Consider the following 24,856-nt stretch of genomic DNA (forward strand, 5'->3'; position numbering starts at 1 on the left):
GCGCAAATATAACAAACCCGACGAATTTTCGCCATCCAGTAGATAAGGGGCATTGATGGATAAAGTCGCCGCCAACAAAGAGGCAGCGTAGAGGATAACGTGTATAATCCCCGCCTAAGTTTAATGAGGAACCAACCATTCATGTCTGCTTTAACTCCGGCAAGTGAAGTCTTGCTGCGCCACAGTGACGATTTCGAACAGAGCCGCATTCTTTTTGCCGGTGATTTACAGGATGACCTGCCTGCAAGGCTGGAGTTGGTTGAAAGCCGCGCCTGGACACAACAATACCATCAGTGGCAGACACTCAGCCGTCAGATGGGCGACAAGGCCGTTTTCGGGCTGACCCTTGACGAGGCTGCCACTGGCGAGAGCGATACGCTCATTTATTACTGGCCGAAGAATAAGCCGGAAGCACAGTTTCAGTTAATGAACCTGCTGTCGCTGCTGCCGGTTGGCACGGATATTTTTGTAGTGGGTGAAAACCGCAGCGGCGTTCGCAGTGCTGAACAAATGCTGGCGGAGTTTGCGCCGCTGAATAAAGTCGACAGTGCGCGTCGCTGCGGGCTTTATCATGGACGTCTGGAAAAACAGCCAACGTTTGATGCTCAGGCATTCTGGGATGAATATCAACTGGATGGGCTGGCTATTAAAACGCTGCCGGGCGTATTTAGCCGTGACGGTCTGGATGTCGGTAGTCAGTTATTGCTCTCCACGCTGACGCCGCATACTAAAGGAAAGGTGCTGGATGTCGGCTGTGGCGCTGGCGTACTTGCAGCCGTGCTGGCCAGCCACTCGCCGAAAGTACGGCTCACCCTGTGTGATGTCTCTGCGCCAGCCATTGAAGCCAGCCGCGCAACCCTTGCGGCGAATGGCTTTGAAGGTGACGTATTTGCCAGCAATGTCTTCTCTGAGGTGACCGGCCGTTTTGATATGATTATCTCAAACCCGCCGTTCCATGATGGCCTGCAAACAAGCCTGGAAGCTGCGCAAACACTGATCCGTGGCGCGGTGCGGCATCTGAACAGCGGCGGCGAGTTGCGTATCGTCGCTAACGCCTTTCTGCCCTACCCGGCAGTGCTGGACGAGACCTTTGGTTTCCACGAAGTGATCGCGCAAACCGGACGTTTTAAAGTCTACCGCACAGTGATGACTCGTCAGGCGAAACGCTAATATCTGCTCCCCGGTGGCATTTCGTTACCGGGTAATTCCGCAGCAAATTCCAGGTGTTGGTTTTTAAAGCAGTTATAAAATCGACATGCAATTAACTATTGACGAAACCTGGAAAACATCTAGAATGCGCCTCCGTGGTAACGATACTTATTGGGTATCGATGGTATGCGAAGGTGGCGGAATTGGTAGACGCGCTAGCTTCAGGTGTTAGTGTCCTTTGGATGTGGGGGTTCGAGTCCCCCCCCTCGCACCATAATCCACGTTGATATTGCTCTCACCGGGCGAAGGTGGCGGAATTGGTAGACGCGCTAGCTTCAGGTGTTAGTGTCCTTTGGATGTGGGGGTTCGAGTCCCCCCCCTCGCACCAACGAGGCGATATCAAGACCATTAAGATAGATGTGCGAAGGTGGCGGAATTGGTAGACGCGCTAGCTTCAGGTGTTAGTGTCCTTAGGATGTGGGGGTTCGAGTCCCCCCCCTCGCACCAAATATCTTATTCCCCCTGTATGACCTCTGTATTACGCCATCAGCTTCAAATTCAGCATTACCAGCATTATTCCCCCGACAAGCGCAATCCCTGACGGCAGTAGAACAAAATGACGTAATCTTTTGTGATAAAGCATCGCGGGCGTGAGCAACAAACCCATGACAATCACCGAGCGCCAGGTGCCTGCGGAGAGATCCGCAAAGGCCATCATCGCGACGATTAATCCGGACAGCAAGATAGCCCATCCACTCCCCAGTGTGCGTTGCAACATGCTTTAGACTCTCACAACGATAATGATAACCAATATCATATGATAAAGTTTCTCATCTGTCAGCACACCTTAGCGAATCGGTATGAACTTTACGCATCTTCTGGTGACAGGGATTCGCGAAGGTGATAAATTAAGCACCACTTAATTAAATCTTAAAAATTGCGTTTTTTCGCGGTACTCTTTCTTCGCGTTATTTTTCACGTTGGCAACCAGTTCAATTTCATATTGCAGATTAATAACGACTTTTTTTAAATATGACACCACACTCCTGGCAATCCCTTTGTAACAAGAAATATCGCTTATCTGTGCGACTCTTTTTGTTACTGAATACCATCTCAGCCCTTTTTTCTATCGCACTGCCACTTTATAATCTGCGTGCGTTTACCTTGCCCGTATGCCTGATCCTGGTGTCAAGCCTGGCGGGTTTGCTCTGGCACTGGAAGTTTCCAAAAAAGAAAATAAATATAACGCTGATCTCATTTTTATTTGGCTGTATGTGGGCATGGCATATCATTATTAAATCCACGGAATTAAGAGATAATGATTCAACCTATCTCCTTATCGCCCTATTAAGTGTTTTATTTATTGGCTCGCTCGCTTTCTCTAATAATATCATTGCATTTATGCTGCACTCTTCGCCTGCCTTCATGGGGTGTTTCTGGTTAAGCAGCGGTGAAATAACATTGCGGATTATCTACGCGTTTGCACTCCCCATGATCGGAATTGCTATTCAGCATGTGATTCAAAAGCGCAATGATAATTTCTCACAGGCTCTGATGTATCGTCTGATGCAAGAGCGTAAGACGCTGAATGATCTAAGTATGCTGGATCCGCTCACGGGGCTCTACAACCGGCGTGGCCTGCAAAACAAGCTCGACAATCTGCTGGCGCTCGATGACGGTACCCGTTTCGTGTTACTGCTGGATATCGACCACTTCAAAGCTTATAACGATCACTACGGGCATATGATGGGCGACCAGGCATTAATTCGCGTTTCTGCCGCCATTCGTAATGCCGTGCGCTCCAGAGATATTGTCGCCCGCTTTGGTGGTGAAGAGTTTCTGATCTTATTAAACAGTGTCGACCTGGAACGTGCTCGCCTTGCGGCGGAGCGGATTCGTCAACACGTTTACGACCTGAAAATCCCGCATATGTTTAATGAGAGTGTAGCGACCAACGTCACGGTGAGTATTGGCATTGCGCCGCTGGAAGATGGCGACATCGATGACGCGCTCGATAAAGCAGATAAAGCGTTGTACGAAGCGAAACATCAGGGACGGAACAGTATTCTCGTCAGCAGTGACTTGCAGGTCGCCTGATTCGACCTGTCCAGACTGACTTTACGATAAACATCTTGCTATAGATCTGGCCTCTCGCTACGATTGGAAATCATTATCATTTAGATTTCTATCTTTCTGACACTATGGCTTATCGTTGCGTACCCGTTAATGAATTTGTGATCCGTCGGGCGAGGCTCTTCACTGCGAGTGACACTCTGGCGAATGATGTGCGCGACATCCTTGCCCGTCTGCGCCCTCATCTTCTCGATTTCATCAAGCTGAACGAGCTTCCGCCACAACAGACGCTAACCCTGATGCAATGGGCGCGACCGGACCGTTTGCAGTCGCTACGAACCACTTACGCAAAGCATATCTATCTAAAGCAGCCAACGCTGTCGCAGGAAGGCAAACCATTGTTGTCATTATGGGCACAGTGGTACCTCGGCCTGGTGGTGCCGCCGCTACTGGTGGCCTTATTAACGCAAAAAATCGCCGTCGATCTTTCACCTGAACACCTGCACGTCGAGTTTCATGAAACCGGCCGCGCCGCCTGCTTCTGGATGGATGTAGAGCAGGATGCAGCGCTGACAACCCAGGGGGACATCCCGCGCATTGAGGCATTAATCATCCGGGCGATGTCCCCCGTCGTCGCGGCACTGGAGGCTACAGGCGAGATCAACGGTAAGCTTATCTGGAGCAATACGGGTTATCTGATTAACTGGTGTCTGGGCGAAATGAAGCCTTTTCTGGGTGATGAGCGTGTCGCCGCACTGCGCCAGTTCTGTTTCTTCGAGAAAACGCTCTCAAACGGCAACGACAACCCTTTGTGGCGGACTGTTGTCAATCGTGATGGCGTGCTGGTCAGGCGGACCTGCTGCCAGCGATATCGCTTGCCAGATGTTCAGCAGTGCGGAGACTGCACACTAAAAAAATAGCGTCATGCGACCAGATACCCTCACGCTTGTGAAGCGATGCGTCTTTATGCCTCACCGTGGCTCCCGGTCAGCCGTCACACCTCATCCATTTTCAGCCGGCCCCTGTCATCGTTGTCACTGTTTTATTCTCATTAGGCGGTGTTATCGCTGTAAAACGGAATATGACCGGGGATTCCTCTGCCCACAGGGAGAGGGAGTAAATACTTAAAAAGGCAACTTTCGTTGCCTTTTTGCATTTATTTAGGCCACTTGCTGATTTTCTTCTGCGCGTTGCGCCTCTTCCGCTTCCTGTTCCAGTAACTGTTTCTCATACACTTTAAAGAACGGGTAGTAGATGATGGCGGAGATAACAGCGAGGATCACGACAAGAATCGCGGCACGGAAATCCCAGCCGAGCGCCCACGCCCCGCCAATAGGTGCAGGAGCGGTCCACGGAACAACAGAAATCACGCGACCAATCAAATCCATTTTCATCGCCGCCCAGGCAATAATGGCATTAACTAACGGTGCCAGCAGGAAAGGAATAAAGAACACCGGATTCATAACGATCGGCGTACCAAAAATAACCGGCTCATTAATATTGAACATGCTGGGGACAATGCTTAAACGACCGATAGAGCGTAAATGCACCGAGCGACTGCGCAGATAGCAGAACACCAGCCCCATAGTCGCACCGGACCCGCCAATAACGATAAAGAACGTCCAGAAGGCCTCCATAAAGATATGCGGCAACGGCGCACCCTGTGCCAGCGCCGTCTGGTTCAGCCCAAGGTTAGTCAGCCAGAACATTTGCAGCATACCAGATACAATCGCCGCCCCATGAATCCCGGCAAACCACAGTAAATGTCCGATCAGTACCGCCAGTAAAATCGCAGGCAGCGAATCCGCAGCCGAGACCAGCGGTTTGAAGAGCGCCATAATAGCTTGCGGAATCAATACATTGAATTGCGACTGAATAAGGAGGCTCAACGGATAGAGGGTCAGCACAACCACCAGCACCGGAATCAGCAGGTCAAATGAGTTTTTAATCATCGGCGGCACCTGGTCAGGCAAGCGGATGCCGATATTGTGCGCCTTGAGGAAACGCATCATCTCCACACAGTACACGGCAACCAGTATCGCGGTAAAAATCCCGGTTCCTCCAAGGCTATCTACCGGCAATGTACCATTCGTTTTGGGAGCCGCAACCAGTAAAAAGGCCATCAGCGACAGCATGGCGCACATAAAGGGATCGAGCTGATGTGACTTCACATAATGCTTGCCCAGGTTATAGGCGATAGCCGCGCAGATGTAGATAGACATAATGCCCATCGTCATATCGAACGGCGTCAAAATACGACCTTCATACTGCTTTGCCAGATCGAGCCACGCACGCGCGAAGCCCCACGTCGTGTCCGGCGAAAATGGCGGGTAGGCGAAGACCAGCAGGAATGAACCGACTATCATAAACGGCATGGCAGAAATGAAACCATCACGGATAGCCATGACATGACGCTGGGAAGAAATTCGCCCGGCTATAGGGCTGACGTAGTTTTCGATAAAGCGAAAAATCACGTTAAACAATGCATGATTGGCAGACATAGCGGCTCTCCTGTCAGTCTATATAATTCAGCGCAACAGCGAATGTTCTGCCGTGCAGCAATCCATTTTTAGGGTTTAAGACCATGCTGGTTAACGAACCAGCATTACAGCGAAGCAGGATACGTTTCATAGACGGCTCTTATTGATTATCGGGACAGAGGAAGTGACAAAATCAGTATTAACCCCGATGAAAAACACTGCAACCGGTTACTGTAACCGGTTTCCGCGATTGTGAAGGTGATCGTGAAACGCGTGGTAACGGGATTGTTTTGACAAGATATTTACAGGGTTCACAGGGTTGTGACAGATTATTGAAGGTTATGTTCAGGAGAAGAAAATGAGTTTGCAGTCTGTCAGGCAATTTTTTGCCGAACACGCCCCCGATATTGACATCATCGAGCTCAACCAAAGTACCGCAACCGTCGCACTGGCTGCTGCCGCCCATAATGTTGAACCCGGTCAGATAGCCAAAACGTTATCTCTCAAAATCAAAAACGACGTGGTGCTCGTTGTCGCGAAAGGCGATGCCCGTCTGGATAATAAAAAGCTAAAGTCCACTTTCGGCGCAAAAGCGAGAATGCTCAGCAGCGATGAAGTGGTGACTCTTACCGGTCATCCGGTTGGCGGTGTCTGCCCGTTCGGGCTGGAAAACCCGTTGGCCGTTTATTGTGATGTTTCATTGAAACACTACGCAGAAGTCCTCCCGGCCGCGGGTGCAATCCATAGCGCAGTGCGTATTTCCCCGGAACGCATGGCGCAATTAACGGACGCAAAATGGATTGATGTTTGTGAGTAACCGGAACAGTGCCAGGGGGCTAACCTGGCACTTAATACGCTGACTATGCTGCGGATTGGGGTCCTTTCAATGCGGCAGCCGCAGGAACCCAGGTTAAAATATCTGCCGCATTCAGCAGCCCTACATCAGAATTCACCCCTAACTTAGCCATGGCGTTAAATTTATGCGCCCGGATAGTCTTGATGTTACGTTCCAGTTGTACAGCGATCTCTGGCATCGACAGGCCACGCGTCATGCATTGCAAAATGGCGCGCTCGGTCGGACTCAACGTGCGATTTTGGCTGACATACCAGTGATTAACCACGTTCTCGTTAACACGGCGGGTCTCCCCCAACAGAGTACCAATGTGTCCAAGTAAAATGGGCAATGAAGCCGATTTACTTAAAACCCCGTGCAATCGTGACGGAGAAAGGCGACTGACAAGGCGTGCTTCACGGTCATCATCCGCCAGTACGATCCGCTGAATGCCTGGATTTGTCAGCGACAAGGCATGTAAGCAAAGCAGACATTCCCGACGCAGTTCTCGCATACTTGATAGCGAATAAATCACTGAAAAGAAAAATGTCTTTTTCTGCGCTTCGACAAATGCTTTGTGACTGTTAAAAAAATGAAAGTGATATGATTTCATGACTGGCGATGCGAATAAATGGCGCAGACCAGCCTCACTCATCATGCATCTCTCGATGATGGCAACATGTTTTTTCCCGGCACTGATTTCCATTCTGATTGCTCTCCATACGCCGACACAAGATTCAGCTCTTTAGCACCCTGCGCGCTATTAATCCATGCGTACATTTCCGCGTTGCTCCGTAATGACAGTCGACGCATGGCGCTGTTTTTTTGCGCGCTAATCGTTTTATTGCTTTTTTTAAGCAGCATCGCAATTTGATTAATACCCCACCCTTTACCTAACAGACGGAATACCTTTCGCTCAGAAAGCGTTAATGACTCCAGCTTATTAACAGCATCATCTGCATCGAAAAAATCTGCTGATAATAAAGTCTGACTAATTCTTTCTGCGCTTTCATCACCAGCACGAATAGCCTTTATGACACCGTCCACCGGTTCTCTGTCTGAAAGTAAGGTGCTACAAGGACGCATCAGCAATTCAACAGCCATGGGATAAATCGTACGTGAAACAAAGAATATCCAATGAATATCAGTATATTGAGAAAGAAGGGAATAATATTGTTCACAGGCATTGCGCATCTGACGCTGTTCGCCCGAAAGATCAGCGATGACCAGTGAGGCGCGGCGTAACTGTAATAGTGTTATCTCTTCTAAAGAACGACAATACGTTAATTCATATTCGGGGAAATGGCGCTCCAGAATATCCCCCAGACCAACAGTCATGACGGGAATTTTGCTGACAACTATTCCATATTTACAGCTTCTCGATAACATGTAACCTCCGCATCCATTCGCGAGCCTTATAAAATAAGTAATGTGAATATTTACTAATAACGCCAACCACCGTGTCAGCGGAAACTACCTATTAATAAATATCAAATGAAAATATGACGAGAATGTTTGTCAATATTCGGTTGTAACAATTAGTGATTATAAAAACAGCTTAATGGGGTGTCAATATATCTTACAGGCCAATAATGATACCTGGTACGTACTCTTTAAAAGACAAAAAGAGAAACAGAAATTAATTAATCATAAAATATATATTTATTTAAAAGAAATACACCGACGAAATGAATCTGTCTTTTTGCCTCTCATACAGCGTAGGTTTCCCTTTCCCTTGCGGTAAGGGCGCACAATCCTGCCAGTAAGCGGCAAAACCGTACCATTTTGTGATTTATTGCACGGATCTTGATCTATCACCACGCCAAATACAGGGCTTCCTGTGTTAAAAATTACTTTTCGCGCCACGCCTTGTGGGCCTTGTGCAACATTACCAGAGCTATCATGCAAGAAGACCAGTCAACACAACGCGCCATTACACGTTTGTGTATCCAGTGCGGCCTTTTATTATTGCAACACGGTGCAGAAAGCGCACTGGTAGAAGAATTATCCACGCGTCTGGGACTGGCACTGGGCATGGATAGCGTCGAAAGCTCTATCTCATCAAACGCCATTGTGCTGACGACCATTAAAGACGGTCAGTGTCTGACGTCGACGCGAAAAAACAGCGATCGCGGCATCAACATGCACGTGGTGACGGAAGTACAGCATATCGTCATCATGGCGGAGCACCGGCTGTTGGACGCTCACGATGTCGAAAAGCGCTTCTCGCAGGTCAAACCGCTGCGTTACCCGCGCTGGCTGGTCACCCTGATGGTTGGCCTGTCCTGTGCCTGCTTTTGTCGGCTGAATAATGGCGGCTGGGATGGCGCATTTATTACGTTCTGCGCCAGCAGTGTGGCGATGTATGTCCGACTGGTGCTGGCAAACCGTCATATGCACCCGCAAATAAATTTTTGTATCACGGCGTTCGTGGCAACCACAATTTCCGGGCTTATGCTCACGTTGCCCGTTTTCCTGCATACCTCCACGGTCGCCATGGCAGCAAGTGTCTTATTGCTGGTCCCCGGCTTCCCGCTGATCAATGCCGTCGCAGATATGTTTAAAGGCCATATCAATACAGGCCTCGCTCGCTGGGCTATCGCCAGCCTGTTAACTCTCGCCACCTGTATTGGTGTTGTGTTGGCTATGACCATGTGGGGACTACGCGGATGGATGTAATCTGGTTTTTACTTAATTTGATCCAGGATATGGTGCTGGCCGCCATCCCGGCCGTGGGTTTTGCAATGGTGTTTAATGTCCCGCATCGCGCGCTGCCCTGGTGTGCACTGCTGGGCGCAATCGGTCACGGTACGCGCTTCGCCATGGTTTATTGGGGCTTTAACATTGAGTGGTCGACATTTATCGCCTCCATGTTGGTAGGCAGTATTGGGATACGCTGGTCACGCTGGTATCTCGCGCATCCCAAAGTCTTTACGGTTGCCGCAGTGATTCCCATGTTTCCCGGGATATCAGCCTATACCGCGATGATCTCCGCCGTGAAGATCAGTCATCTCGGGTATAACGAAGATCTGATGATTCTTTTGCTGACCAATTTTCTCAAAGCGTCATCGATTGTCGGCGCGCTGTCTATCGGCCTGTCGATCCCAGGACTGTGGATTTACCGCAAACGCCCACGTGTGTGAAATTTGAGTTATTTCTTTGCCATGGTGATAATTCCCCGAACCGATTGTGACTGACCAGGAGCGGATGTGGAACACCATGACATTTATTCACCGGACAGTTTTGACGATACCCGGGTGAAGGACAAAATTTTCCTCAGCGCAATTACCCTGTTTGCAGAATATGGGCTCAATGGCGCCCGCATGGAGCAAATCGCGGAAAAAGCCGGCACAACAAAGCGTATGGTGGTGTACCACTATAAAACCAAAGAAAACCTCTATCTGCAGGTTCTTGAGTATGTTTATGCTGCCATTCGCGCCAATGAAAAATCCCTCGAACTCGCCGCTCAGCCACCGGTCGAAGCGCTGGTACAGCTGGTAGAGAGTAATTTTGATTACCACGCCGACCACCCGGATTTTATTCGCATCATCTGCATGGAGAACATGCAGCGTGGCCGTTTCATCCAGCAATCCACCTGGCTGCGTGAGGTCAATCTCAGCGCCCTGACGCTGCTGGAAGATATTTTGCGTCGTGGCCAGCAAAAGCAGCTATTCAACCAAAGCGTCTGTGCGCGCGATCTTCATCGGCTGATCAGTAGCTTTAGTTTTCATTACGTTGCCAATAGTTATTCGTTCTCTATGCTCTTCGAAGCGGACGAAGATCAGCAGCAGCAGCGTCAGCACTATCGACAAATGGCGGTACAAGTTGTGTTGCGTTATATCTGTCCCTAAAAAAATAACTTGCAATTAAATCGTGCACTATCTATATTCAAAAACATGAAAACGAAATCAACTCCGCCCGCGAATGCGCAGCTCGCGTTAGATAACCAGTTTTGTTTTGCGTTGTACTCAACAAACCTGGCGCTGCACAAGCTGTATCGGCAGCTACTGGCACCGATGAATCTGACCTACCCACAGTATCTGGTGATGCTGGTGTTGTGGGAACAAGATGACGTCACGGTGTCAGAGATTGGTGAACGCTTATTTTTGGATTCGGCAACCCTTACTCCGTTGCTGAAGCGGCTGGAAAGCGCCGGGTTAATTATTCGCCAACGTTCCCGCCAGGATGAACGCCAGGTCGTTATCACCCTGAGCGAGGCAGGTCGGGAATTGCAACAACAGGCAAAAGCGATACCGAATGCGGTCATGTGTTCGTTCGAATGTGACCACAAGCATTTGATGGAGCTAAAGCAGCAGCTCGAAGTATTGCGCCGACAGTTTCAGCAAGCATAAGCCCGACTGTGGACGGTTTTATGCGCCCATATATATAGCACGCTATTTTATAGCAAACGACAATTACGAAAAGGAACCTGTTATGTCTTTAGAAAAAGTGATTTATACCGCCAAAGCCAAAGCCACTGGTGGCCGTGAAGGTCGCGCAACCTCTTCTGACGGGGTACTGGACGTCAAACTGGGTTTACCGAAAGAGATGGGTGGCGCAGGCGGTGAAGTCACCAACCCGGAACAACTGTTTGCCGCAGGTTATTCAGCCTGTTTCCTGGGTGCGATGAAGTTCGTCTCTGGTCGCGACAAAATCGCTATTGCAAAAGACGCCTTTATCGAAGCAGAAGTGGGTATCGGTCCGCTCCCGACCGGCTTTGGGATTGAGGTCAAACTCAATATCCACCTGGAAGGAATGGACGCCGCAGAGGCGAAGAAACTGGTCGATGCCGCACATATTGTCTGCCCTTATTCTAACGCCACTCGTGGCAACGTCGATGTTACGTTAAACATCATCGCGTAATACTAAGCCGGACGGGCATTAGCCAAAGATCCGGCAGCCAGCACCATTGGGAAAACACACAGCCGGGGCAACCCGGCTTTTTCGTCTCTGCTCCCCCCGCCTTCCACTGTGTTACTATGTGTCATTATGTCTGCGAAAATCTTCGCAGAACGTATTTCTGTTGTTGCCCTGTTTGAGAACGCGCTATGTCTTCCAGAATTCTGACTTCTACCGTTATCGGCATTGATGATTTTATGCGCGATCATGAAAGCGTTCTGGCACGAACGGAAGGGGGCGCAGTCGCTGTTTTTGCTAATAACAGCCCTGCGTTTTACGCTATTACCCCCGAACGTCTGGCAGAATTGCTGGCGCTGGAATCACGTCTGGCGCGCCCGGCCAGCGATATCACGCTGGATAATCAATTTTACGAAGAGCCGGCCGCCACGCCGGTAAATGTCCCAATGGGGAAATTTGCCATGTATGCTGGCTGGCAGCCAGATGCGGATTTTCAGCGTCTTGCGGCGCTTTGGGGCATCGCCCTTGACCACCCCGTTGCGCCGGAAGAACTGGCGGCTTTTATTGCTTACTGGCAAGCCGAAGGGAAAGTGTTCCACCATGTACAGTGGCAGCAAAAATTGGCGCGAAGCATCCAGATAAATCGCGCCAATCAGGGCGGCGCGGCGAAACGCGACATTAACGCGATTTCCCAGCCTGACAGCCAAATTCCACCAGGTTTTAGAGGATAACGATGAAAAACGTCGCTGAACTGATGAAACGTCTGCAACGGATGATGCCTGCCAATACTCAGCCCGCATTTAAAAACGGCGAGGAACTCATGGCCTGGCAGAAGGAGCAGGGCAAGATCCGCGCCGCCGCGATTGCCCGCGAAAATCGGGCGATGAAAATGCAGCGCACCTTTAATCGCTCAGGTATCCGTCCGCTTCACCAGAATTGTTCTTTTGATAATTACAAAGTGGAATGCGAAGGCCAGATGCGCGCACTGAGCCAGGCGCGGCAGTATGTGGCCGAATTTGATGGAAACATTGCCAGCTTTATCTTCTCCGGCAAACCGGGTACCGGTAAAAATCACCTCGCGGCCGCTATCTGCAATGAACTGCTACTGCACGGCAAATCCGTGTTGATCATCACGGTCGCTGACATCATGTCCGCCATGAAAGAGACTTTTGGTAACCGCGATAACAGCGAAGAACAGCTACTGAACGATCTTAGCAGCGTGGATCTGTTGGTTATCGATGAGATCGGCATGCAAACCGAATCACGCTACGAAAAAGTGATCATTAATCAGATTGTCGATCGTCGTTCTTCCTCAAAACGCCCGACAGGTATGCTCACCAACAGCAATCTGGAAGAGATGAATAAGCTATTGGGTGAACGCGTCATGGACAGGATGCGCCTGGGCAACAGTTTGTGGGTCATCTTTAACTGGGACAGCTACCGTAGCCGCGTTACCGGCAAAGAGTATTGAGAGTTTTCCCCTCCTTAATCCGGACGCCTGCTGGTGTATAATGTGCGCTTTCAGGCTACCCCCAGGATTAAGCCATGTCCTTTGCTAAACACCTCCTCTGCGTCGCTTTCGCCAGCGGCGCATTTTTCACTCACGCGAGTTACGCCGCGTCCTGGCAGGAAAATCTTTCCAGTGCCGCCAGTCAGCTTAGTCAGCAGAGCGGTTCCGGTGCAGGTCAGCAGCAAGGCGGTATGTCTCTGTCTTCACTGACGGGCCTGCTTAATGGCGGTAATCAGTCACTAAGCGCGAGCACCATGAATAATGCAGCAGGCGTAATGTCTTACTGCGCCAAACATAAGCTCGCCTCGCTGACTAACACCGATAACATCAAAAATCAGGTACTGGATAAGCTTGGCCTGAGTACTCAGACAGAGCAACAGAAAGACCCCAACTATCTCGAAGGCCTGCAGGGGATGTTAAACACCAAAAACGGCGAGCAGCTCAATCTGAATAATATTGGCAGCACGCCGCTGGCAGAGAAAGTGAAAACCAAAGCCTGTGATATTGTCCTGAAACAGGGCGTAAATTTTCTCTCCTGAGCCACATAACGTCGCGTTTGCCACCCCAAGGCCGCAGGCGCGACGCCTTCCTTGTTTACCTGCCAGCCTTCTCTCCCCATAGAGAAAGCGGCAGCGGTCATACTTAAATCTTTCTAAACCAATTCCGAATAAATCTGTATAAAGATGACACTACAATTGCAGCTACATGACATCGCAATTAAATTGTAGCCCTAAAGGATTTCTGCCAGCAGGATGCTGGTGTCGCAGAGGAATGACGGTTGTCCGAGTTACTTTCTATTGTTTTATTTCTCGCGTCCGTGGCGATTTACGCCTCTAAAGCGGGCCGTAATACCTGGTGGTTCACTGCAATATTGCTGGTGTTGGGTTTCTTTGTGCTGTTAAACATCACCCTTTACGCCAGTAACTACTTCACTGGCGATGGGATCAATGATGCGGTTATCTACACGCTGACCAATAGCCTGACAGGCGCGGGGGTGCGTAAATACCTGCTGCCAGGTGCGGCCCTGGTTCTCGCACTGGCTGCGGTTTTTGGCGTGCTGGGCTGGGTGCTGCGCCGCCGTCGCCATCGCCCTTATCACTTTGGTTATAGCCTGCTGGCGCTGTTGCTGGCACTCGGCTCCGTGGACGCAAGCCCGGCATTTCATCAAATTACTGAGCTCGTTAAATCACAATCCCGCGAAGGCGATCCTGATTTTGCAGAATATTATCGTGAACCGGCGAAAAAGATCCCGAATCCGAAGCTGAACCTGGTCTATATCTACGGCGAGAGTCTGGAACGCACCTATTTTGATGATAACGCGTTTCCTGGCCTGACCCCTGAACTGGGCGCATTAAAAGAAGAAGGTCTGGATTTTTCGCAAACGGAACAGTTGCCCGGTACGGACTACACCATTGCCGGCATGGTCGCCTCACAGTGTGGGATCCCACTGTTTGCGCCGTTTGAAGGTAACGCATCTGCATCTGTTTCCAGCTTTTTCCCGCAAAACATCTGTCTTGGCGACATCCTGAAAAACTCCGGCTACCAGAACTATTTTGTGCAGGGCGCAAACCTGCGTTTTGCCGGTAAAGATGTGTTCCTTAAATCACATGGCTTTGATCATCTGGTCGGCGCAGAAGAGTTAAAAGGCGAAGTGAGCGACCCTAAATACCGCAATGACTGGGGCTTCTACGACGACACCGTACTGGATGAAGTATGGAAAAAGTACGAGACGCTTTCGCGCTCCGGGCAACGTTTCTCACTATTTGCGTTAACTGTCGATACCCACCACCCGGACGGTTTTATCTCCCGAACCTGTGGGCGTAAAAGCTATAGCTACGAGGGTAAACCAAATCAGTCGTTTAGCGCCGTGACCTGTAGCCAACAGCATATCGCCGCGCTGATTAACAAAATAAAAGCCTCACCCTGGTTTAAAGATACGGTCATTGTGGTCTCTTCCGACCATCTGGCCATGAACAATACGGCGTGGAAATACCTGAATAAAGAGGACCGTAAGAATCTGTTTTTCGTTCTGCGCGGCGATGATCCACAGCAGGACACGCTGGCAGTGAAGCGCAGCACCATGGATAACGGCGTCACGGTGCTGGATATTCTCGGTGGCGATAACTACCTCGGCCTTGGGCGCAGCAGCCTGTCAGGGCAGTCGCTTTCCGGCGAATTCCTCAATATGAAAGAGAAAATTGTCGCCTGGAAGCCCGATATCATTCGCCTGTGGAATTTCCCGAAACAGATGAAGGACTTCACCATCGATCGCGATAAAAAGATGATTGCTTTCTCCGGCAGCAATTTCCGCCTTCCGCTGCTGGTACGTGTGTCATCAAAACGCATCGAGCCTATCCCGGAAAGCGAATACTCCGCGCCGCTGCGTTTCCAGCTCGCCGATTTCGCCCCACGCGATAACTTTGTCTGGATTGATCAATGCTACAAAATGGCCCGCCTGTGGGCGCCGGAGCTGGTGCTTTCCACCGACTGGTGCGTATCGCAGGGGCAGCTTGGCGGTGAGCAGAAGGTCCAGGCAGTCGATAAAGAACAGTGGAAAGGAAAAACGGCGTTCAAAGACACCATCATCAGCACCGACCGTTACAAGCAAAATGTGGATATGCTGAAAATTGTCGATGACGATATCCGCTACAAAGCCGACAGCTTTGTCTTCAACGTCGCGGGTGCACCAGAGGAAGTGAAAAAATTCAGCGGCATTTCCCGCCCGGAAAGCTGGGGACGCTGGTCGAATGCGCAGCTCGGCAACGAAGTCGAAATAGAGTTTAACGACCCGCTGCCACAATCTTTTGATCTGGTGATCACCGCAAAGGCTTATGGCGCAAACGCCAATCGCCCTATTCCGGTAAGAGTAGGCGACGAGGAACAAACGCTGATGCTGGGCAACGATGTGTCCACCACCACATTGCGTTTCAACAATCCGACACGCAGTAATACGCTGGTGATTGTGCCGCCGGAACCCGAATCCACCAATGAGGGGAACATTCTCGGCCACTCCCCGCGCAAGCTCGGTATCGGGATGGTAGAAATCAAAGTTGTTGAAAGGGCAGGATAAAAAAATGCGCCCGAACTGTCCTGGGCGCTGAATAGCAATTGTTAGTGCTGCCTGTCTTTGCAAGGTACTTTCGCGGGCGGATGCCCCCGTGACAACCGCCGCCTCAACTCACCCCATCTGCGTGCCGAAAGGCACTCAGAAATGAATAACTCCTTTGATTAATTCACGATTGTTGATCACCTGCTGTTCGTAGATTTCCGCCAGTGCGTGAAACTCGTAGCGATGTGTCAGCATCATTTGTGCCGTGATCTTCCCTTCCGCCATCAAACGCCCGACTTTGGCAAAATCCTCCTCCGTCGCGTTACGGCTCCCCATCATGGTGGTCTCTTTTTTGTGGAATTCCGGATCGGAAAATTGCAAATTCCCTTTAAACAAACCGACAAACGTGATGCTGCCGCCGTGGCGAATCAGGTTCACCGTGTTATTCATCGCCTGCGGATTACCCGTGGCATCGATCACCTTCTGCGCTAACGAACCGCCAAAAGCGGCACGCAAACTGGCGTCAAAATCCGCAGCAGACGGATCGAGAGTCGTTAAGCCCAGAAATGTATCGACATGCGCACGACGTGCCGCGCTTGTATCAGCCACCACGACCTGCGCCCCGTCCGCTTTAGCAATGGCCGCCGCTCCCAGGCCAATTGGCCCCGCCCCCACGACCAATACCTGTTCACCCGGCAGGATCGCTGCACGGCGTACCCCATGGGCACTGATCGCATAAGGCTCGATCAATGCGGCAGCGTGCGGATCAATCCCGTCAGTCACCAGCAGGCTGTTCGCCGGCACGCTTAAAAACTCACTAAAACCGCCATCCTGGTGTACGCCGATCACGGAGATGTTCTCGCAGCAGTTGGTGCGCCCACTACGGCAAGCCGGACATTTACGGCAGGAAACGTAAGGAATAACCACAACCTGCTGACCATTATGCAAATGATTTATATTTTTCCCCAGCCCAACAATTTCACCACATATTTCATGGCCTAATACTCGTGGGTAACTAAAAAAAGGTTGATTACCTCCCCAGGCATGAATATCTGTCCCACATATCCCTACTGTTTTTAATTTTATTAACGCTTCATCATCGCCAGGCTTTGGAATTTCACGTTTTTCCCAAATCATTACTTTTGGCTCCTGGCATACCAGGACATTCATTGTGGTCATTGTTCATTCTCCCGTGTTTCTTGTTGCACCAGATATCCAGATATCGGGGAAAAGGAGAATTAAAACGGAATCGTCGCGCTGAATTGTGAAACTCAGCCCATAAAAATGTTTTAAATAGGTTTTTAATAATAAAAAAACAGGAGATAACGATGAGCCGTTCGCAAAATTTACGCCATAACGTGATTAACCAGGTGATTGACGATATAGCGCGCGGCCATATTCCCTCCCCGCTACCCACACAAAACGCGCTGGCGGAAATGTATAACATCAGCCGCACAACCGTACGGCACCTGCTGTCGCATCTGTGCGAATGCGGAGTCCTGGTCAAGTCTGCCGGCGCCTGGTGTATTGTCCGCAAACCCACGCAGGAAGATGGCTTCAACTGCATCAGCGCACCACTGGCCGAGCAAAACCGTATTTTTGAGCAAGCCTTCTTCACCATGATTAACCAGCGCCAGCTGCGCGCCGGCGAATCTTTTTCCGAGCTACAACTGGCGCGTGAGGCAGGTGTCAGCCCGGTAGTTGTGCGGGAATATTTGCTCAAATTTGGGCGTTACAATCTGATTGAGAATGAAAAACGCGGCCAGTGGAGCATGAAGCAGTTCGATCAACGTTACGCTGAACAGCTTTTTGAACTGCGGGAAATGCTGGAAACCCATGCCCTGCAACACTTCCTGAACCTGCCTGCGGATGACCCGCGCTGGCTGAGCGCCAGAACGCTGCTTGAACGCCACCGCATGCTTCGCGATAGCATCGGCGACAACTTTCGCATGTTTTCGCAACTGGATCGGGACTTCCACGCGCTATTGCTTTCCGCCGCTGATAATATCTTTTTCAATCAATCACTTGAAATCATCTCTGTTATCTTCCATTTCCATTATCAGTGGGATGAAAGTGACCTGAAACAGCGTAATATTATCGCCATTGATGAACATATGACCATTCTCAGCGCCCTGCTGTGCCGCAGCGACCTCGATGCCACGTGCGCGTTGCGCAACCATCTGCATACCGCTAAAGAATCCATGATCCGTTCAATTCAGCAATCCCTTTCCGCGCACTATTAAGTACCAATTAAAAACAGCAAATTTCAATCCGGAGCACGCTTCTGCTAAAAGGCGCAGAAATAAAAATAATACCGCTTCTATTCTCTGAATGAGTCGACTGAATTAGCTGGATGTAAGTGAGTGGTGTCAGATTTATTAATCTGGTATCGGGATTGATATTTTCTCCTTCGTTGAAAAATCACGCAGGGAGATAAGTGACATTTTTTGGAGTCAGGCGTGGAAAAAAACGATATTACCCTCGACCCACGGACAACGTTTGATAAAACAACCGAAGCGGATATTCCTGTTCCGCCAGAGGGTTTATTAAAACGTAGCGCCAGAATTAAGCGAATTCAAACCACAGCGATGCTTTTATTATTTTTTGCTGCGGTTATCAATTACCTCGACAGAAGTTCGTTATCGGTCGCGAATTTAACCATTCGCCAGGAATTAGGCCTGAGTGCCACCGAAATTGGCGCCCTGCTTTCCGTATTTTCATTGGCTTATGGTATTGGGCAGCTTCCGTGTGGCCCTCTGCTTGACCGCAAAGGCCCGCGCATCATGCTCGGCCTGGGCATGTTCTTCTGGTCGCTGTTCCAGGCGCTTTCCGGCATGGTGCACAGCTTCACTCAATTCGTGCTGGTACGTATCGGCATGGGGTTGGGTGAAGCGCCAATGAACCCGTGCGGCGTGAAAGTGATCAACGACTGGTTCAACATTAAAGAGCGCGGTCGCCCGATGGGCTTTTTTAACGCCGCATCAACCATTGGCGTCGCCATTAGCCCGCCCATTCTTGCCGCAATGATGTTAATGATCGGCTGGCGCGGCATGTTTATCGTTATCGGCGTGCTGGGGATCTTTCTCGCCATTGGCTGGTACATGCTCTACCGCAACCGCGAAGATTTGCAACTAACCGGCGTTGAACAGGCCTATCTGAATGCTGGCAGTGTCAACGTTCGTCGCGATCCGCTGAGTTTCGCAGAATGGCGCAGCCTGTTTCGTAACCGAACGATGTGGGGGATGATGCTTGGCTTTAGCGGTATCAACTACACCGCCTGGCTCTACCTTGCCTGGCTGCCTGGCTACCTGCAAACCTCTTACAATCTCGATTTGAAAAGCACCGGCATGATGACAGCAATCCCTTTCCTGTTTGGCGCTGCCGGGATGCTGACCAACGGGTATATCACCGACTGGCTGGTCAGGCGTGGCATGGCGCCGATCAAAAGCCGCAAAATCAGTATCATCACCGGGATGCTCTGTTCCGCCGCCTTTACTTTCGTCGTACCTGAGGCCACGACGTCGTTGGCCGCAGTCTTGCTGATTGGCATGGCGCTGTTCTGTATCCACTTTGCGGGAACATCATGCTGGGGATTGATTCACGTCGCGGTGGCATCAAGGATGACGGCCTCGGTGGGCAGTATCCAGAACTTCGCGAGCTTTATCTGCGCCTCGTTTGCACCGATCGTGACCGGGTTTATCGTCGATACCACCCAGTCATTCCGCCTGGCGCTGATTATCTGCGGCTGTGTGACGGTGCTGGGAGCAATTGCTTATGTTGTGCTGGTTCGCCAACCGATCAGCGATCCGAAGCAACACGCATGAACAAACCGGGCGATCACAGCATCGCCCGCATTTCAAACTGGCTAATGTCCATCGTGGAAAACCCCGCTGACGAAAACAGCGGGGTGAAGGATTCCGGCACCGCCACGCTGGTAGTCAGGCCAGGAAAGTGATGATTGAGGGTCATTAGCATCTCGCGGGCAAAGCCTTTGCGGCGGTACTCCGGTTCAACATAGAGAAAGCGCAGTTGCGGTTTTTCTGTCAGGGTCGCGACGATGGCATACGCATGTTTGCGATATTCAAATGCCCGGCACGGCAACGACACCACGGAGAGCGGATCGACCAGCCACGGCAGCGACTCCTTTACTTCCCCCACCGAACGCCAGACCACCTCAAGCGGATTAATCTCACGCAGCAAATTATCGCCAATGCCGGGACGCGCATCGCCCTGAAAACCGTATAATCCCTGGCGAATCTCAAAGCCGAGTGAACGATAAAGCCCAACACCCGCCAGGTTATCCTGAATCACCTCCAGCCACATTTGCCGTACGCCTTTCGCCCGCAAATCCTGCAACAGCGGAGCCAGCAGCTTTTTGCCGTAGCCTTTCCCGCGATAAGCCGGGATCAGGGAAAAAGCCCCCAGCCTTGCCGATTCGCCGCGCCGGGTAATAATCGCTGCCGCCACCCGCATGCCGTTATTCCACCAGATGCAGGAGTCCGTCAGGCTGATATCCTCCGCGCCAAAACGTTGCGCAAAGCGCTCGGGGGGAAGCGAAAAAGGGACACTGTAGCCTTCAAAGCACTCGCCTAAAAAAGCAGAAAGCTGCTCACTACTGTAGTGAAGGGCAGAAATGGCGGTCAGGTTCATCGTGCTTCTCCGGGGAAAAAACCAAGGATAGCACGATGAAAAAAGATAAAGTGCGCCCCGTGTCAGCAGGGCGCGAGGTTTATCAGAAGGTTTCCCAGTTTTCGTCGCCGACCGCCGCTTTACGCGGCATTGGGCTTGCGGATGGGGTTTTCAGCGTGGATGCGGCAACCGGTGCTTCGCGGGATACGCGACGGGTACGGAACACGGCAACCGCCTGCGTCAGACGACTGGCCTGTTCTTCCAGCGCGGCTGCCGCAGCGGCAGATTCTTCTACCAGTGAGGCGTTCTGCTGGGTCACACGGTCCATTTCAGCTACAGCCAGGCCCACCTGATCGATACCACGGCTCTGCTCATCGGAGGCAGAGGCGATTTCGCCCATGATGTCGGTGACGCGGGTTACCGCACTGACAATCTCGTCCATCGTTTCACCGGCGCTTTCTACCAGCGTAGAGCCCAGCTCGACACGACCGACAGAGTCTTCAATCAGACTCTTGATTTCACGCGCCGCCTGCGCACTGCGCTGGGCCAGGTTACGGACTTCCCCTGCCACTACCGCAAAGCCACGCCCCTGCTCACCAGCACGTGCGGCTTCTACCGCGGCGTTCAGCGCCAGGATGTTGGTCTGGAAGGCAATACCATCAATCACGCTGATAATATCGGCAATTTTCTGCGAACTGGCGGTAATATCACGCATTGTCTGCACAACATTATCCACCACTTTACCGCCTTTCTGCGCGGTATCGGATGCGCTCTTAGCCAGATGACTGGCCTGACGGGCGTTTTCGGCGTTTTGTTTTACCGTTGCGGTCAGCTCTTCCATACTGGCGGCAGTCTCTTCCAGCGAAGCGGCCTGCTGTTCAGTACGGGAGGAGAGATCGTTGTTACCCGCCGAAATTTCGCTCGCGCCGCTGTAAATGGCATCAGCGCCGTTACGGACATCGCCCACGGTGCGCACCAGTTCAGACTGCATATGACGAAGGCTGGAGGCCAGTTGGCCCATTTCGTTGCTACCGTGTACATCGATAGTCTGTTCCAGATCGCCACCGGCAATATGGCGGATGTTTTCAATCAGATGATTCATCGGACCGATAACGCCACGCTTAATGCCGAGCCATACGGCGACAATCACCACCAGCACAACCAGCAGGACACTGATAATTATCCATACGGCCGTCGAGTAAGAACCGTTGCTCTCTTCTACCGCGATAGCATACAGACGATCGTTTTGCTGCAAGTAGTCAAGATACGGCTTCTCAAAGGCGTCCTGATAGCCCTGAGTCGGCTGATCAAAGAACTCATTGATTTTACCGGCACCCAGCAACTGAATCAGCTCAGCGAGTGCATTGTGGTAAATATCATAAGTACGATTGATTTCCGCTGCCGCCGCCTCATTCTGACGTGGGTCGCGAGGTAAAGCCTGATACTCTTTCCAGTGCGTTTCTGCCTGTTTTAACGAGGTGCTGGCGATCTGCATCAGATCGTTCACCGTTGCACCGCTGCCGATCTGATTCTGATCCATCATGTAACGGATCCCAGCGCGGTTCAGCGTGTTACGGGTCTGCAAAAGCGCCACCCAACTGGCGTTAAGCGTGGATTGTTGCTGACGGATTGTCTGCAACACAGTGAAGTTTTCTTTGTCGTGCTTAAGTGCGTTAAAGAATAAGCCGCCAGATGTGAGCTGCAAAAGACCAAAAAGTCCCAGTACAAAAAGTAAACTGGTGACAAGTTTCATACGATTCAACATGTTTTCTATCTTCCATTAGCCAGGTAACAGATTTTCGGCCCGACCAGAGAAAACTTTAAAGGAAATCATGCTGAAACGCGCTGATATTATTAACATTATAGTAACATATGCGGACAGTCTCTCTTCCTGCGACCTGTTGACCGTGCCTGCCGAAAGTGATCCTTATCACATATTTTCAGCCGCTTAGCACCGTATAAAACCGCTTATCCGCTTAGTTGACCGCTTACCCCGCTATTCATACCACTCAGTCAGATCGCGCCCTTTTTACGCTTGTAATTTGCCATGATCAGCACCAGCAAGGCCGTCTTTCAACACATCAACTCCGATTTCATTTTCTTGATAATCAGGTCTGACATGGATACTAAAAAGCTATTCAAACATATACCCTGGGTGCTCCTCGGCATACTCGGCGCCTTCTGCTTATCCGTCATTGCTTTACGACGCGGTGAGCACGTCAGTGCGCTGTGGATCGTGGTCGCTTCCGTTTCTGTTTACCTCGTGGCGTATCGCTACTACAGCTTGTACATCGCGCAAAAGGTGATGAAGCTCGATCCGACACGTTCAACCCCGGCCGTTATTAATAATGATGGTCTGAACTACGTTCCAACCAACCGTTACGTCCTGTTTGGTCACCATTTTGCTGCGATCGCAGGTGCTGGTCCGCTGGTCGGCCCGGTACTGGCAGCGCAAATGGGCTACCTGCCGGGTACCCTGTGGCTGCTGGCGGGCGTTGTCCTGGCCGGTGCGGTGCAGGACTTCATGGTGCTGTTTATCTCTTCACGCCGTAATGGCGCCTCTCTGGGTGAGATGGTTAAAGAAGAGATGGGCCGTGTACCGGGGACTATCGCCCTGTTCGGCTGCTTCTTAATCATGATCATCATCCTCGCCGTGCTGGCGCTGATCGTGGTAAAAGCCCTGGCCGAAAGTCCGTGGGGCGTGTTCACCGTTTGTTCCACGGTACCGATTGCCCTGTTTATGGGTATCTACATGCGATTCCTGCGCCCAGGCCGCGTGGGTGAAGTGTCAGTCATTGGTATCGTTCTGCTGGTGGCCTCCATCTATTTCGGCGGCATCATCGCCCACGACCCGTACTGGGGCCCGGCGCTGACCTTCAAAGACACGACCATTACCTTCGCGCTGATTGGTTATGCCTTTATCTCTGCGCTGTTGCCGGTATGGCTGATCCTTGCGCCGCGTGACTATCTGGCAACCTTCCTGAAAATCGGCGTTATCGTTGGGCTGGCGTTGGGTATTGTTATCCTCAACCCGGAACTGAAAATGCCTGCGGTAACGCAGTACATCGACGGTACCGGCCCACTGTGGAAAGGTGCGCTGTTCCCGTTCCTGTTTATCACCATCGCCTGTGGCGCGGTCTCTGGCTTCCATGCGCTGATCGCATCCGGCACCACGCCGAAACTGCTGGCGAATGAAACCGACGCGCGTTTTATCGGTTACGGCGCCATGCTGATGGAGTCCTTCGTTGCGGTGATGGCGCTGGTTGCGGCATCCATCATTGAACCGGGTCTCTACTTTGCGATGAACACCCCGCCGGCTGGCCTTGGCATTACCATGCCGAACCTGCATGAGCTGGGCGGCGACAATGCGCCGATGATTCTGGCGCAGTTGAAAGATGTCACCGCGCACGCAGCGGCAACGGTTAGCTCCTGGGGCTTCGTGATCTCCCCTGAGCAGATTCTGCAAACGGCAAAAGATATCGGCGAACCGTCCGTACTGAACCGTGCAGGTGGTGCGCCAACGCTGGCTGTGGGTATTGCGCATGTGTTCCACAAAATCATGCCGATGGCAGACATGGGCTTCTGGTACCACTTCGGTATCCTGTTTGAAGCTCTTTTCATCCTGACCGCGCTGGACGCCGGTACCCGTGCTGGCCGCTTTATGCTGCAGGATCTGCTGGGTAACTTCGTACCGTTCCTCAAGAAAACCGACTCCCTGGTCGCGGGTATCATCGGTACCGCAGGTTGCGTTGGACTGTGGGGCTACCTGCTGTATCAAGGTGTGGTTGACCCGTTGGGCGGCGTGAAGAGCCTGTGGCCGCTGTTCGGTATCTCTAACCAGATGCTGGCGGCAGTCGCCCTGATGCTGGGTACGGTGGTGCTGGTGAAAATGCAGCGCACCAAATACATCTGGGTCACCGTGGTTCCGGCGCTGTGGCTGCTGCTGTGCACCACCTGGGCGCTGGGTCTGAAATTGTTCAGCACGAACCCGCAACTGGAAGGCTTCTTGTACATGGCTAACCAGTACAAAGAGAAGATCGCTGCCGGCGGCTCTGAGCTGACCGCACAGCAGATTGCCAACATGAACCATATCGTGGTGAACAACTACACCAACGCAGGTCTGAGTATTCTGTTCCTGGTGGTCGTGTACAGCATCATCTTCTACGGTATCAAAACCTGGTTGAACGTGCGTAACAACACCGTACGTACCGACAAAGAAACCCCGTATGTTCCGGTACCGGAAGGCGGCGTGAAGACCTCTTCACACCATTAAAACT

The 24,856-nt window shown here is 51.3% G+C and carries 23 protein-coding genes and 3 tRNA genes; 19 read left to right on the forward strand and 7 right to left on the reverse strand.

The window, feature by feature from the left end; all coding sequences use genetic code 11:
• Positions 1–141: 141 nt before the first annotated feature.
• The 4 genes from rsmC (at position 142) to AB182_RS21885 (ending at position 1,656) form a co-directional block, all read left to right on the forward strand.
• Positions 142–1,170: a 16S rRNA (guanine(1207)-N(2))-methyltransferase RsmC gene (gene rsmC / locus AB182_RS21870; RefSeq protein WP_047371935.1), complete on the forward strand. Its 1,029-nt coding sequence runs from the start codon at positions 142–144 to the stop codon at positions 1,168–1,170.
• Positions 1,171–1,337: 167 nt separating this feature from the next.
• A tRNA-Leu gene (locus AB182_RS21875) sits at positions 1,338–1,423 on the forward strand.
• 28 nt (positions 1,424–1,451) lie between these two features.
• A tRNA-Leu gene (locus tag AB182_RS21880) sits at positions 1,452–1,537 on the forward strand.
• A 33-nt stretch (positions 1,538–1,570) separates the two neighbouring features.
• Positions 1,571–1,656 (forward strand) — tRNA-Leu (locus AB182_RS21885).
• A gap of 31 nt (positions 1,657–1,687) precedes the next feature.
• Here the strand turns inward: AB182_RS21885 and AB182_RS21890 are convergent.
• Positions 1,688–1,927, reverse strand: coding sequence for a DUF1435 domain-containing protein (locus AB182_RS21890; RefSeq protein ID WP_047371936.1), 240 nt, complete (start codon positions 1,925–1,927; stop codon positions 1,688–1,690).
• Between the two features lie 254 nt (positions 1,928–2,181).
• On the opposite strand from AB182_RS21890, the gene AB182_RS21895 reads away from it, so the two are divergent.
• Positions 2,182–3,246 (forward strand): GGDEF domain-containing protein, encoded by a 1,065-nt coding sequence (locus AB182_RS21895; protein ID WP_047371937.1) that lies wholly within the window; start codon positions 2,182–2,184, stop codon positions 3,244–3,246.
• A gap of 104 nt (positions 3,247–3,350) precedes the next feature.
• The gene (gene fhuF, locus AB182_RS21900) at positions 3,351–4,142 is read left to right on the forward strand and encodes a siderophore-iron reductase FhuF (RefSeq protein WP_047371938.1); all 792 of its coding nucleotides are present in this window, start codon (positions 3,351–3,353) and stop codon (positions 4,140–4,142) included.
• 240 nt (positions 4,143–4,382) lie between these two features.
• Here the strand turns inward: fhuF and AB182_RS21905 are convergent, their stop codons facing one another.
• A complete protein-coding gene (locus tag AB182_RS21905; protein WP_047371939.1) occupies positions 4,383–5,723 on the reverse strand; it encodes a PTS sugar transporter subunit IIC in 1,341 nt (446 codons plus the stop codon).
• 337 nt (positions 5,724–6,060) lie between these two features.
• Between AB182_RS21905 and AB182_RS21910 the strand changes: the two genes are divergently transcribed.
• Complete coding sequence (locus tag AB182_RS21910; RefSeq protein WP_047371940.1) at positions 6,061–6,519, forward strand: YbaK/EbsC family protein; 459 nt, start codon at positions 6,061–6,063, stop codon at positions 6,517–6,519.
• Positions 6,520–6,562: 43 nt separating this feature from the next.
• Here AB182_RS21910 and bglJ read toward each other — a convergent pair whose 3' ends face one another.
• Together bglJ and AB182_RS21920 are read right to left on the reverse strand one after the other, a co-directional pair.
• Positions 6,563–7,240: a DNA-binding transcriptional activator BglJ gene (gene bglJ / locus AB182_RS21915; protein WP_380081251.1), complete on the reverse strand. Its 678-nt coding sequence runs from the start codon at positions 7,238–7,240 to the stop codon at positions 6,563–6,565.
• Positions 7,189–7,923, reverse strand: a complete 735-nt coding sequence (locus tag AB182_RS21920; protein ID WP_047371942.1) for a helix-turn-helix transcriptional regulator — start codon at positions 7,921–7,923, stop codon at positions 7,189–7,191. The genes bglJ and AB182_RS21920 overlap by 52 nt, the downstream gene beginning before the upstream one ends.
• Positions 7,924–8,436: 513 nt before the next feature.
• On the opposite strand from AB182_RS21920, the gene AB182_RS21925 reads away from it, so the two are divergent.
• The 9 genes from AB182_RS21925 to opgB all read left to right on the forward strand — a co-directional run bounded on the left by AB182_RS21925 (position 8,437) and on the right by opgB (position 15,971).
• Positions 8,437–9,213 carry a threonine/serine exporter family protein gene (locus AB182_RS21925; protein WP_047371943.1) on the forward strand — a complete coding sequence of 259 codons (777 nt, stop codon included), beginning with the start codon at positions 8,437–8,439 and terminating at the stop codon, positions 9,211–9,213.
• Positions 9,204–9,677: a threonine/serine exporter gene (locus AB182_RS21930; RefSeq protein ID WP_047371944.1), complete on the forward strand. Its 474-nt coding sequence runs from the start codon at positions 9,204–9,206 to the stop codon at positions 9,675–9,677. Before AB182_RS21925 ends, AB182_RS21930 begins: the two co-directional genes overlap by 10 nt.
• 66 nt (positions 9,678–9,743) lie before the next feature.
• A complete protein-coding gene (locus AB182_RS21935; RefSeq protein WP_047371945.1) occupies positions 9,744–10,385 on the forward strand; it encodes a TetR family transcriptional regulator in 642 nt (213 codons plus the stop codon).
• A 45-nt stretch (positions 10,386–10,430) separates the two neighbouring features.
• On the forward strand, positions 10,431–10,886 hold the full coding sequence (locus AB182_RS21940; protein WP_047371946.1) for a MarR family winged helix-turn-helix transcriptional regulator: 456 nt from the start codon (positions 10,431–10,433) through the stop codon (positions 10,884–10,886).
• Positions 10,887–10,968: 82 nt separating this feature from the next.
• The gene (locus AB182_RS21945) at positions 10,969–11,397 is read left to right on the forward strand and encodes an organic hydroperoxide resistance protein (RefSeq protein WP_039078233.1); all 429 of its coding nucleotides are present in this window, start codon (positions 10,969–10,971) and stop codon (positions 11,395–11,397) included.
• 185 nt (positions 11,398–11,582) lie between these two features.
• Entirely contained in the window at positions 11,583–12,122 is a 540-nt protein-coding gene (gene dnaT, locus AB182_RS21950; protein WP_047371947.1) for a primosomal protein DnaT, read from the forward strand.
• Between the two features lie 2 nt (positions 12,123–12,124).
• Entirely contained in the window at positions 12,125–12,862 is a 738-nt protein-coding gene (gene dnaC, locus AB182_RS21955) for a DNA replication protein DnaC (RefSeq protein ID WP_047371948.1), read from the forward strand.
• A gap of 74 nt (positions 12,863–12,936) precedes the next feature.
• On the forward strand, positions 12,937–13,440 hold the full coding sequence (locus AB182_RS21960; RefSeq protein ID WP_047371949.1) for a DUF2501 domain-containing protein: 504 nt from the start codon (positions 12,937–12,939) through the stop codon (positions 13,438–13,440).
• A 239-nt stretch (positions 13,441–13,679) separates the two neighbouring features.
• Positions 13,680–15,971: a phosphatidylglycerol--membrane-oligosaccharide glycerophosphotransferase gene (gene opgB, locus AB182_RS21965; protein ID WP_047371950.1), complete on the forward strand. Its 2,292-nt coding sequence runs from the start codon at positions 13,680–13,682 to the stop codon at positions 15,969–15,971.
• Positions 15,972–16,106: 135 nt separating this feature from the next.
• Here the strand turns inward: opgB and AB182_RS21970 are convergent, their stop codons facing one another.
• Positions 16,107–17,129 carry a zinc-binding alcohol dehydrogenase family protein gene (locus AB182_RS21970; RefSeq protein ID WP_047371951.1) on the reverse strand — a complete coding sequence of 341 codons (1,023 nt, stop codon included), beginning with the start codon at positions 17,127–17,129 and terminating at the stop codon, positions 16,107–16,109.
• A gap of 149 nt (positions 17,130–17,278) precedes the next feature.
• On the opposite strand from AB182_RS21970, the gene AB182_RS21975 reads away from it, so the two are divergent.
• Both AB182_RS21975 and AB182_RS21980 read left to right on the forward strand, forming a co-directional pair.
• Positions 17,279–18,193, forward strand: a complete 915-nt coding sequence (locus AB182_RS21975; protein ID WP_047371952.1) for a GntR family transcriptional regulator — start codon at positions 17,279–17,281, stop codon at positions 18,191–18,193.
• Positions 18,194–18,409: 216 nt separating this feature from the next.
• A complete protein-coding gene (locus tag AB182_RS21980) occupies positions 18,410–19,774 on the forward strand; it encodes an MFS transporter (protein WP_047371953.1) in 1,365 nt (454 codons plus the stop codon).
• 13 nt (positions 19,775–19,787) lie between these two features.
• On the opposite strand, the gene AB182_RS21985 is transcribed toward AB182_RS21980, so the two are convergent.
• Together AB182_RS21985 and tsr are read right to left on the reverse strand one after the other, a co-directional pair.
• On the reverse strand, positions 19,788–20,600 hold the full coding sequence (locus tag AB182_RS21985) for a GNAT family N-acetyltransferase (RefSeq protein WP_047371954.1): 813 nt from the start codon (positions 20,598–20,600) through the stop codon (positions 19,788–19,790).
• 82 nt (positions 20,601–20,682) lie between these two features.
• Positions 20,683–22,344, reverse strand: coding sequence for a methyl-accepting chemotaxis protein (tsr, locus tag AB182_RS21990; RefSeq protein WP_047371955.1), 1,662 nt, complete (start codon positions 22,342–22,344; stop codon positions 20,683–20,685).
• 354 nt (positions 22,345–22,698) lie between these two features.
• On the opposite strand from tsr, the gene AB182_RS21995 reads away from it, so the two are divergent.
• Positions 22,699–24,852 (forward strand): carbon starvation CstA family protein, encoded by a 2,154-nt coding sequence (locus AB182_RS21995; protein ID WP_047373402.1) that lies wholly within the window; start codon positions 22,699–22,701, stop codon positions 24,850–24,852.
• The last annotated feature ends 4 nt before the right edge of the window (positions 24,853–24,856 follow it).

It is taken from the genome of Phytobacter ursingii, from assembly GCF_001022135.1.
Taxonomy (GTDB): domain Bacteria; phylum Pseudomonadota; class Gammaproteobacteria; order Enterobacterales; family Enterobacteriaceae; genus Phytobacter; species Phytobacter ursingii.

What these genes read in the sequence shown, in the direction of transcription:
- rsmC (WP_047371935.1), top strand. Translation starts at nt 142, where the DNA reads ATGTCTGCTTTAACTCCGGCAAGTGAAGTCTTGCTGCGCCACAGTGAC.
- AB182_RS21890 (WP_047371936.1), bottom strand. Translation starts at nt 1,927, where the DNA reads ATGTTGCAACGCACACTGGGGAGTGGATGGGCTATCTTGCTGTCCGGA.
- AB182_RS21895 (WP_047371937.1), top strand. Translation starts at nt 2,182, where the DNA reads ATGACACCACACTCCTGGCAATCCCTTTGTAACAAGAAATATCGCTTA.
- fhuF (WP_047371938.1), top strand. Translation starts at nt 3,351, where the DNA reads ATGGCTTATCGTTGCGTACCCGTTAATGAATTTGTGATCCGTCGGGCG.
- AB182_RS21905 (WP_047371939.1), bottom strand. Translation starts at nt 5,723, where the DNA reads ATGTCTGCCAATCATGCATTGTTTAACGTGATTTTTCGCTTTATCGAA.
- AB182_RS21910 (WP_047371940.1), top strand. Translation starts at nt 6,061, where the DNA reads ATGAGTTTGCAGTCTGTCAGGCAATTTTTTGCCGAACACGCCCCCGAT.
- bglJ (WP_380081251.1), bottom strand. Translation starts at nt 7,240, where the DNA reads ATGGAAATCAGTGCCGGGAAAAAACATGTTGCCATCATCGAGAGATGC.
- AB182_RS21920 (WP_047371942.1), bottom strand. Translation starts at nt 7,923, where the DNA reads ATGTTATCGAGAAGCTGTAAATATGGAATAGTTGTCAGCAAAATTCCC.
- AB182_RS21925 (WP_047371943.1), top strand. Translation starts at nt 8,437, where the DNA reads ATGCAAGAAGACCAGTCAACACAACGCGCCATTACACGTTTGTGTATC.
- AB182_RS21930 (WP_047371944.1), top strand. Translation starts at nt 9,204, where the DNA reads ATGGATGTAATCTGGTTTTTACTTAATTTGATCCAGGATATGGTGCTG.
- AB182_RS21940 (WP_047371946.1), top strand. Translation starts at nt 10,431, where the DNA reads ATGAAAACGAAATCAACTCCGCCCGCGAATGCGCAGCTCGCGTTAGAT.
- AB182_RS21945 (WP_039078233.1), top strand. Translation starts at nt 10,969, where the DNA reads ATGTCTTTAGAAAAAGTGATTTATACCGCCAAAGCCAAAGCCACTGGT.
- dnaT (WP_047371947.1), top strand. Translation starts at nt 11,583, where the DNA reads ATGTCTTCCAGAATTCTGACTTCTACCGTTATCGGCATTGATGATTTT.
- dnaC (WP_047371948.1), top strand. Translation starts at nt 12,125, where the DNA reads ATGAAAAACGTCGCTGAACTGATGAAACGTCTGCAACGGATGATGCCT.
- AB182_RS21960 (WP_047371949.1), top strand. Translation starts at nt 12,937, where the DNA reads ATGTCCTTTGCTAAACACCTCCTCTGCGTCGCTTTCGCCAGCGGCGCA.
- AB182_RS21970 (WP_047371951.1), bottom strand. Translation starts at nt 17,129, where the DNA reads ATGACCACAATGAATGTCCTGGTATGCCAGGAGCCAAAAGTAATGATT.
- AB182_RS21975 (WP_047371952.1), top strand. Translation starts at nt 17,279, where the DNA reads ATGAGCCGTTCGCAAAATTTACGCCATAACGTGATTAACCAGGTGATT.
- AB182_RS21985 (WP_047371954.1), bottom strand. Translation starts at nt 20,600, where the DNA reads ATGAACCTGACCGCCATTTCTGCCCTTCACTACAGTAGTGAGCAGCTT.
- tsr (WP_047371955.1), bottom strand. Translation starts at nt 22,344, where the DNA reads ATGTTGAATCGTATGAAACTTGTCACCAGTTTACTTTTTGTACTGGGA.
- AB182_RS21995 (WP_047373402.1), top strand. Translation starts at nt 22,699, where the DNA reads ATGGATACTAAAAAGCTATTCAAACATATACCCTGGGTGCTCCTCGGC.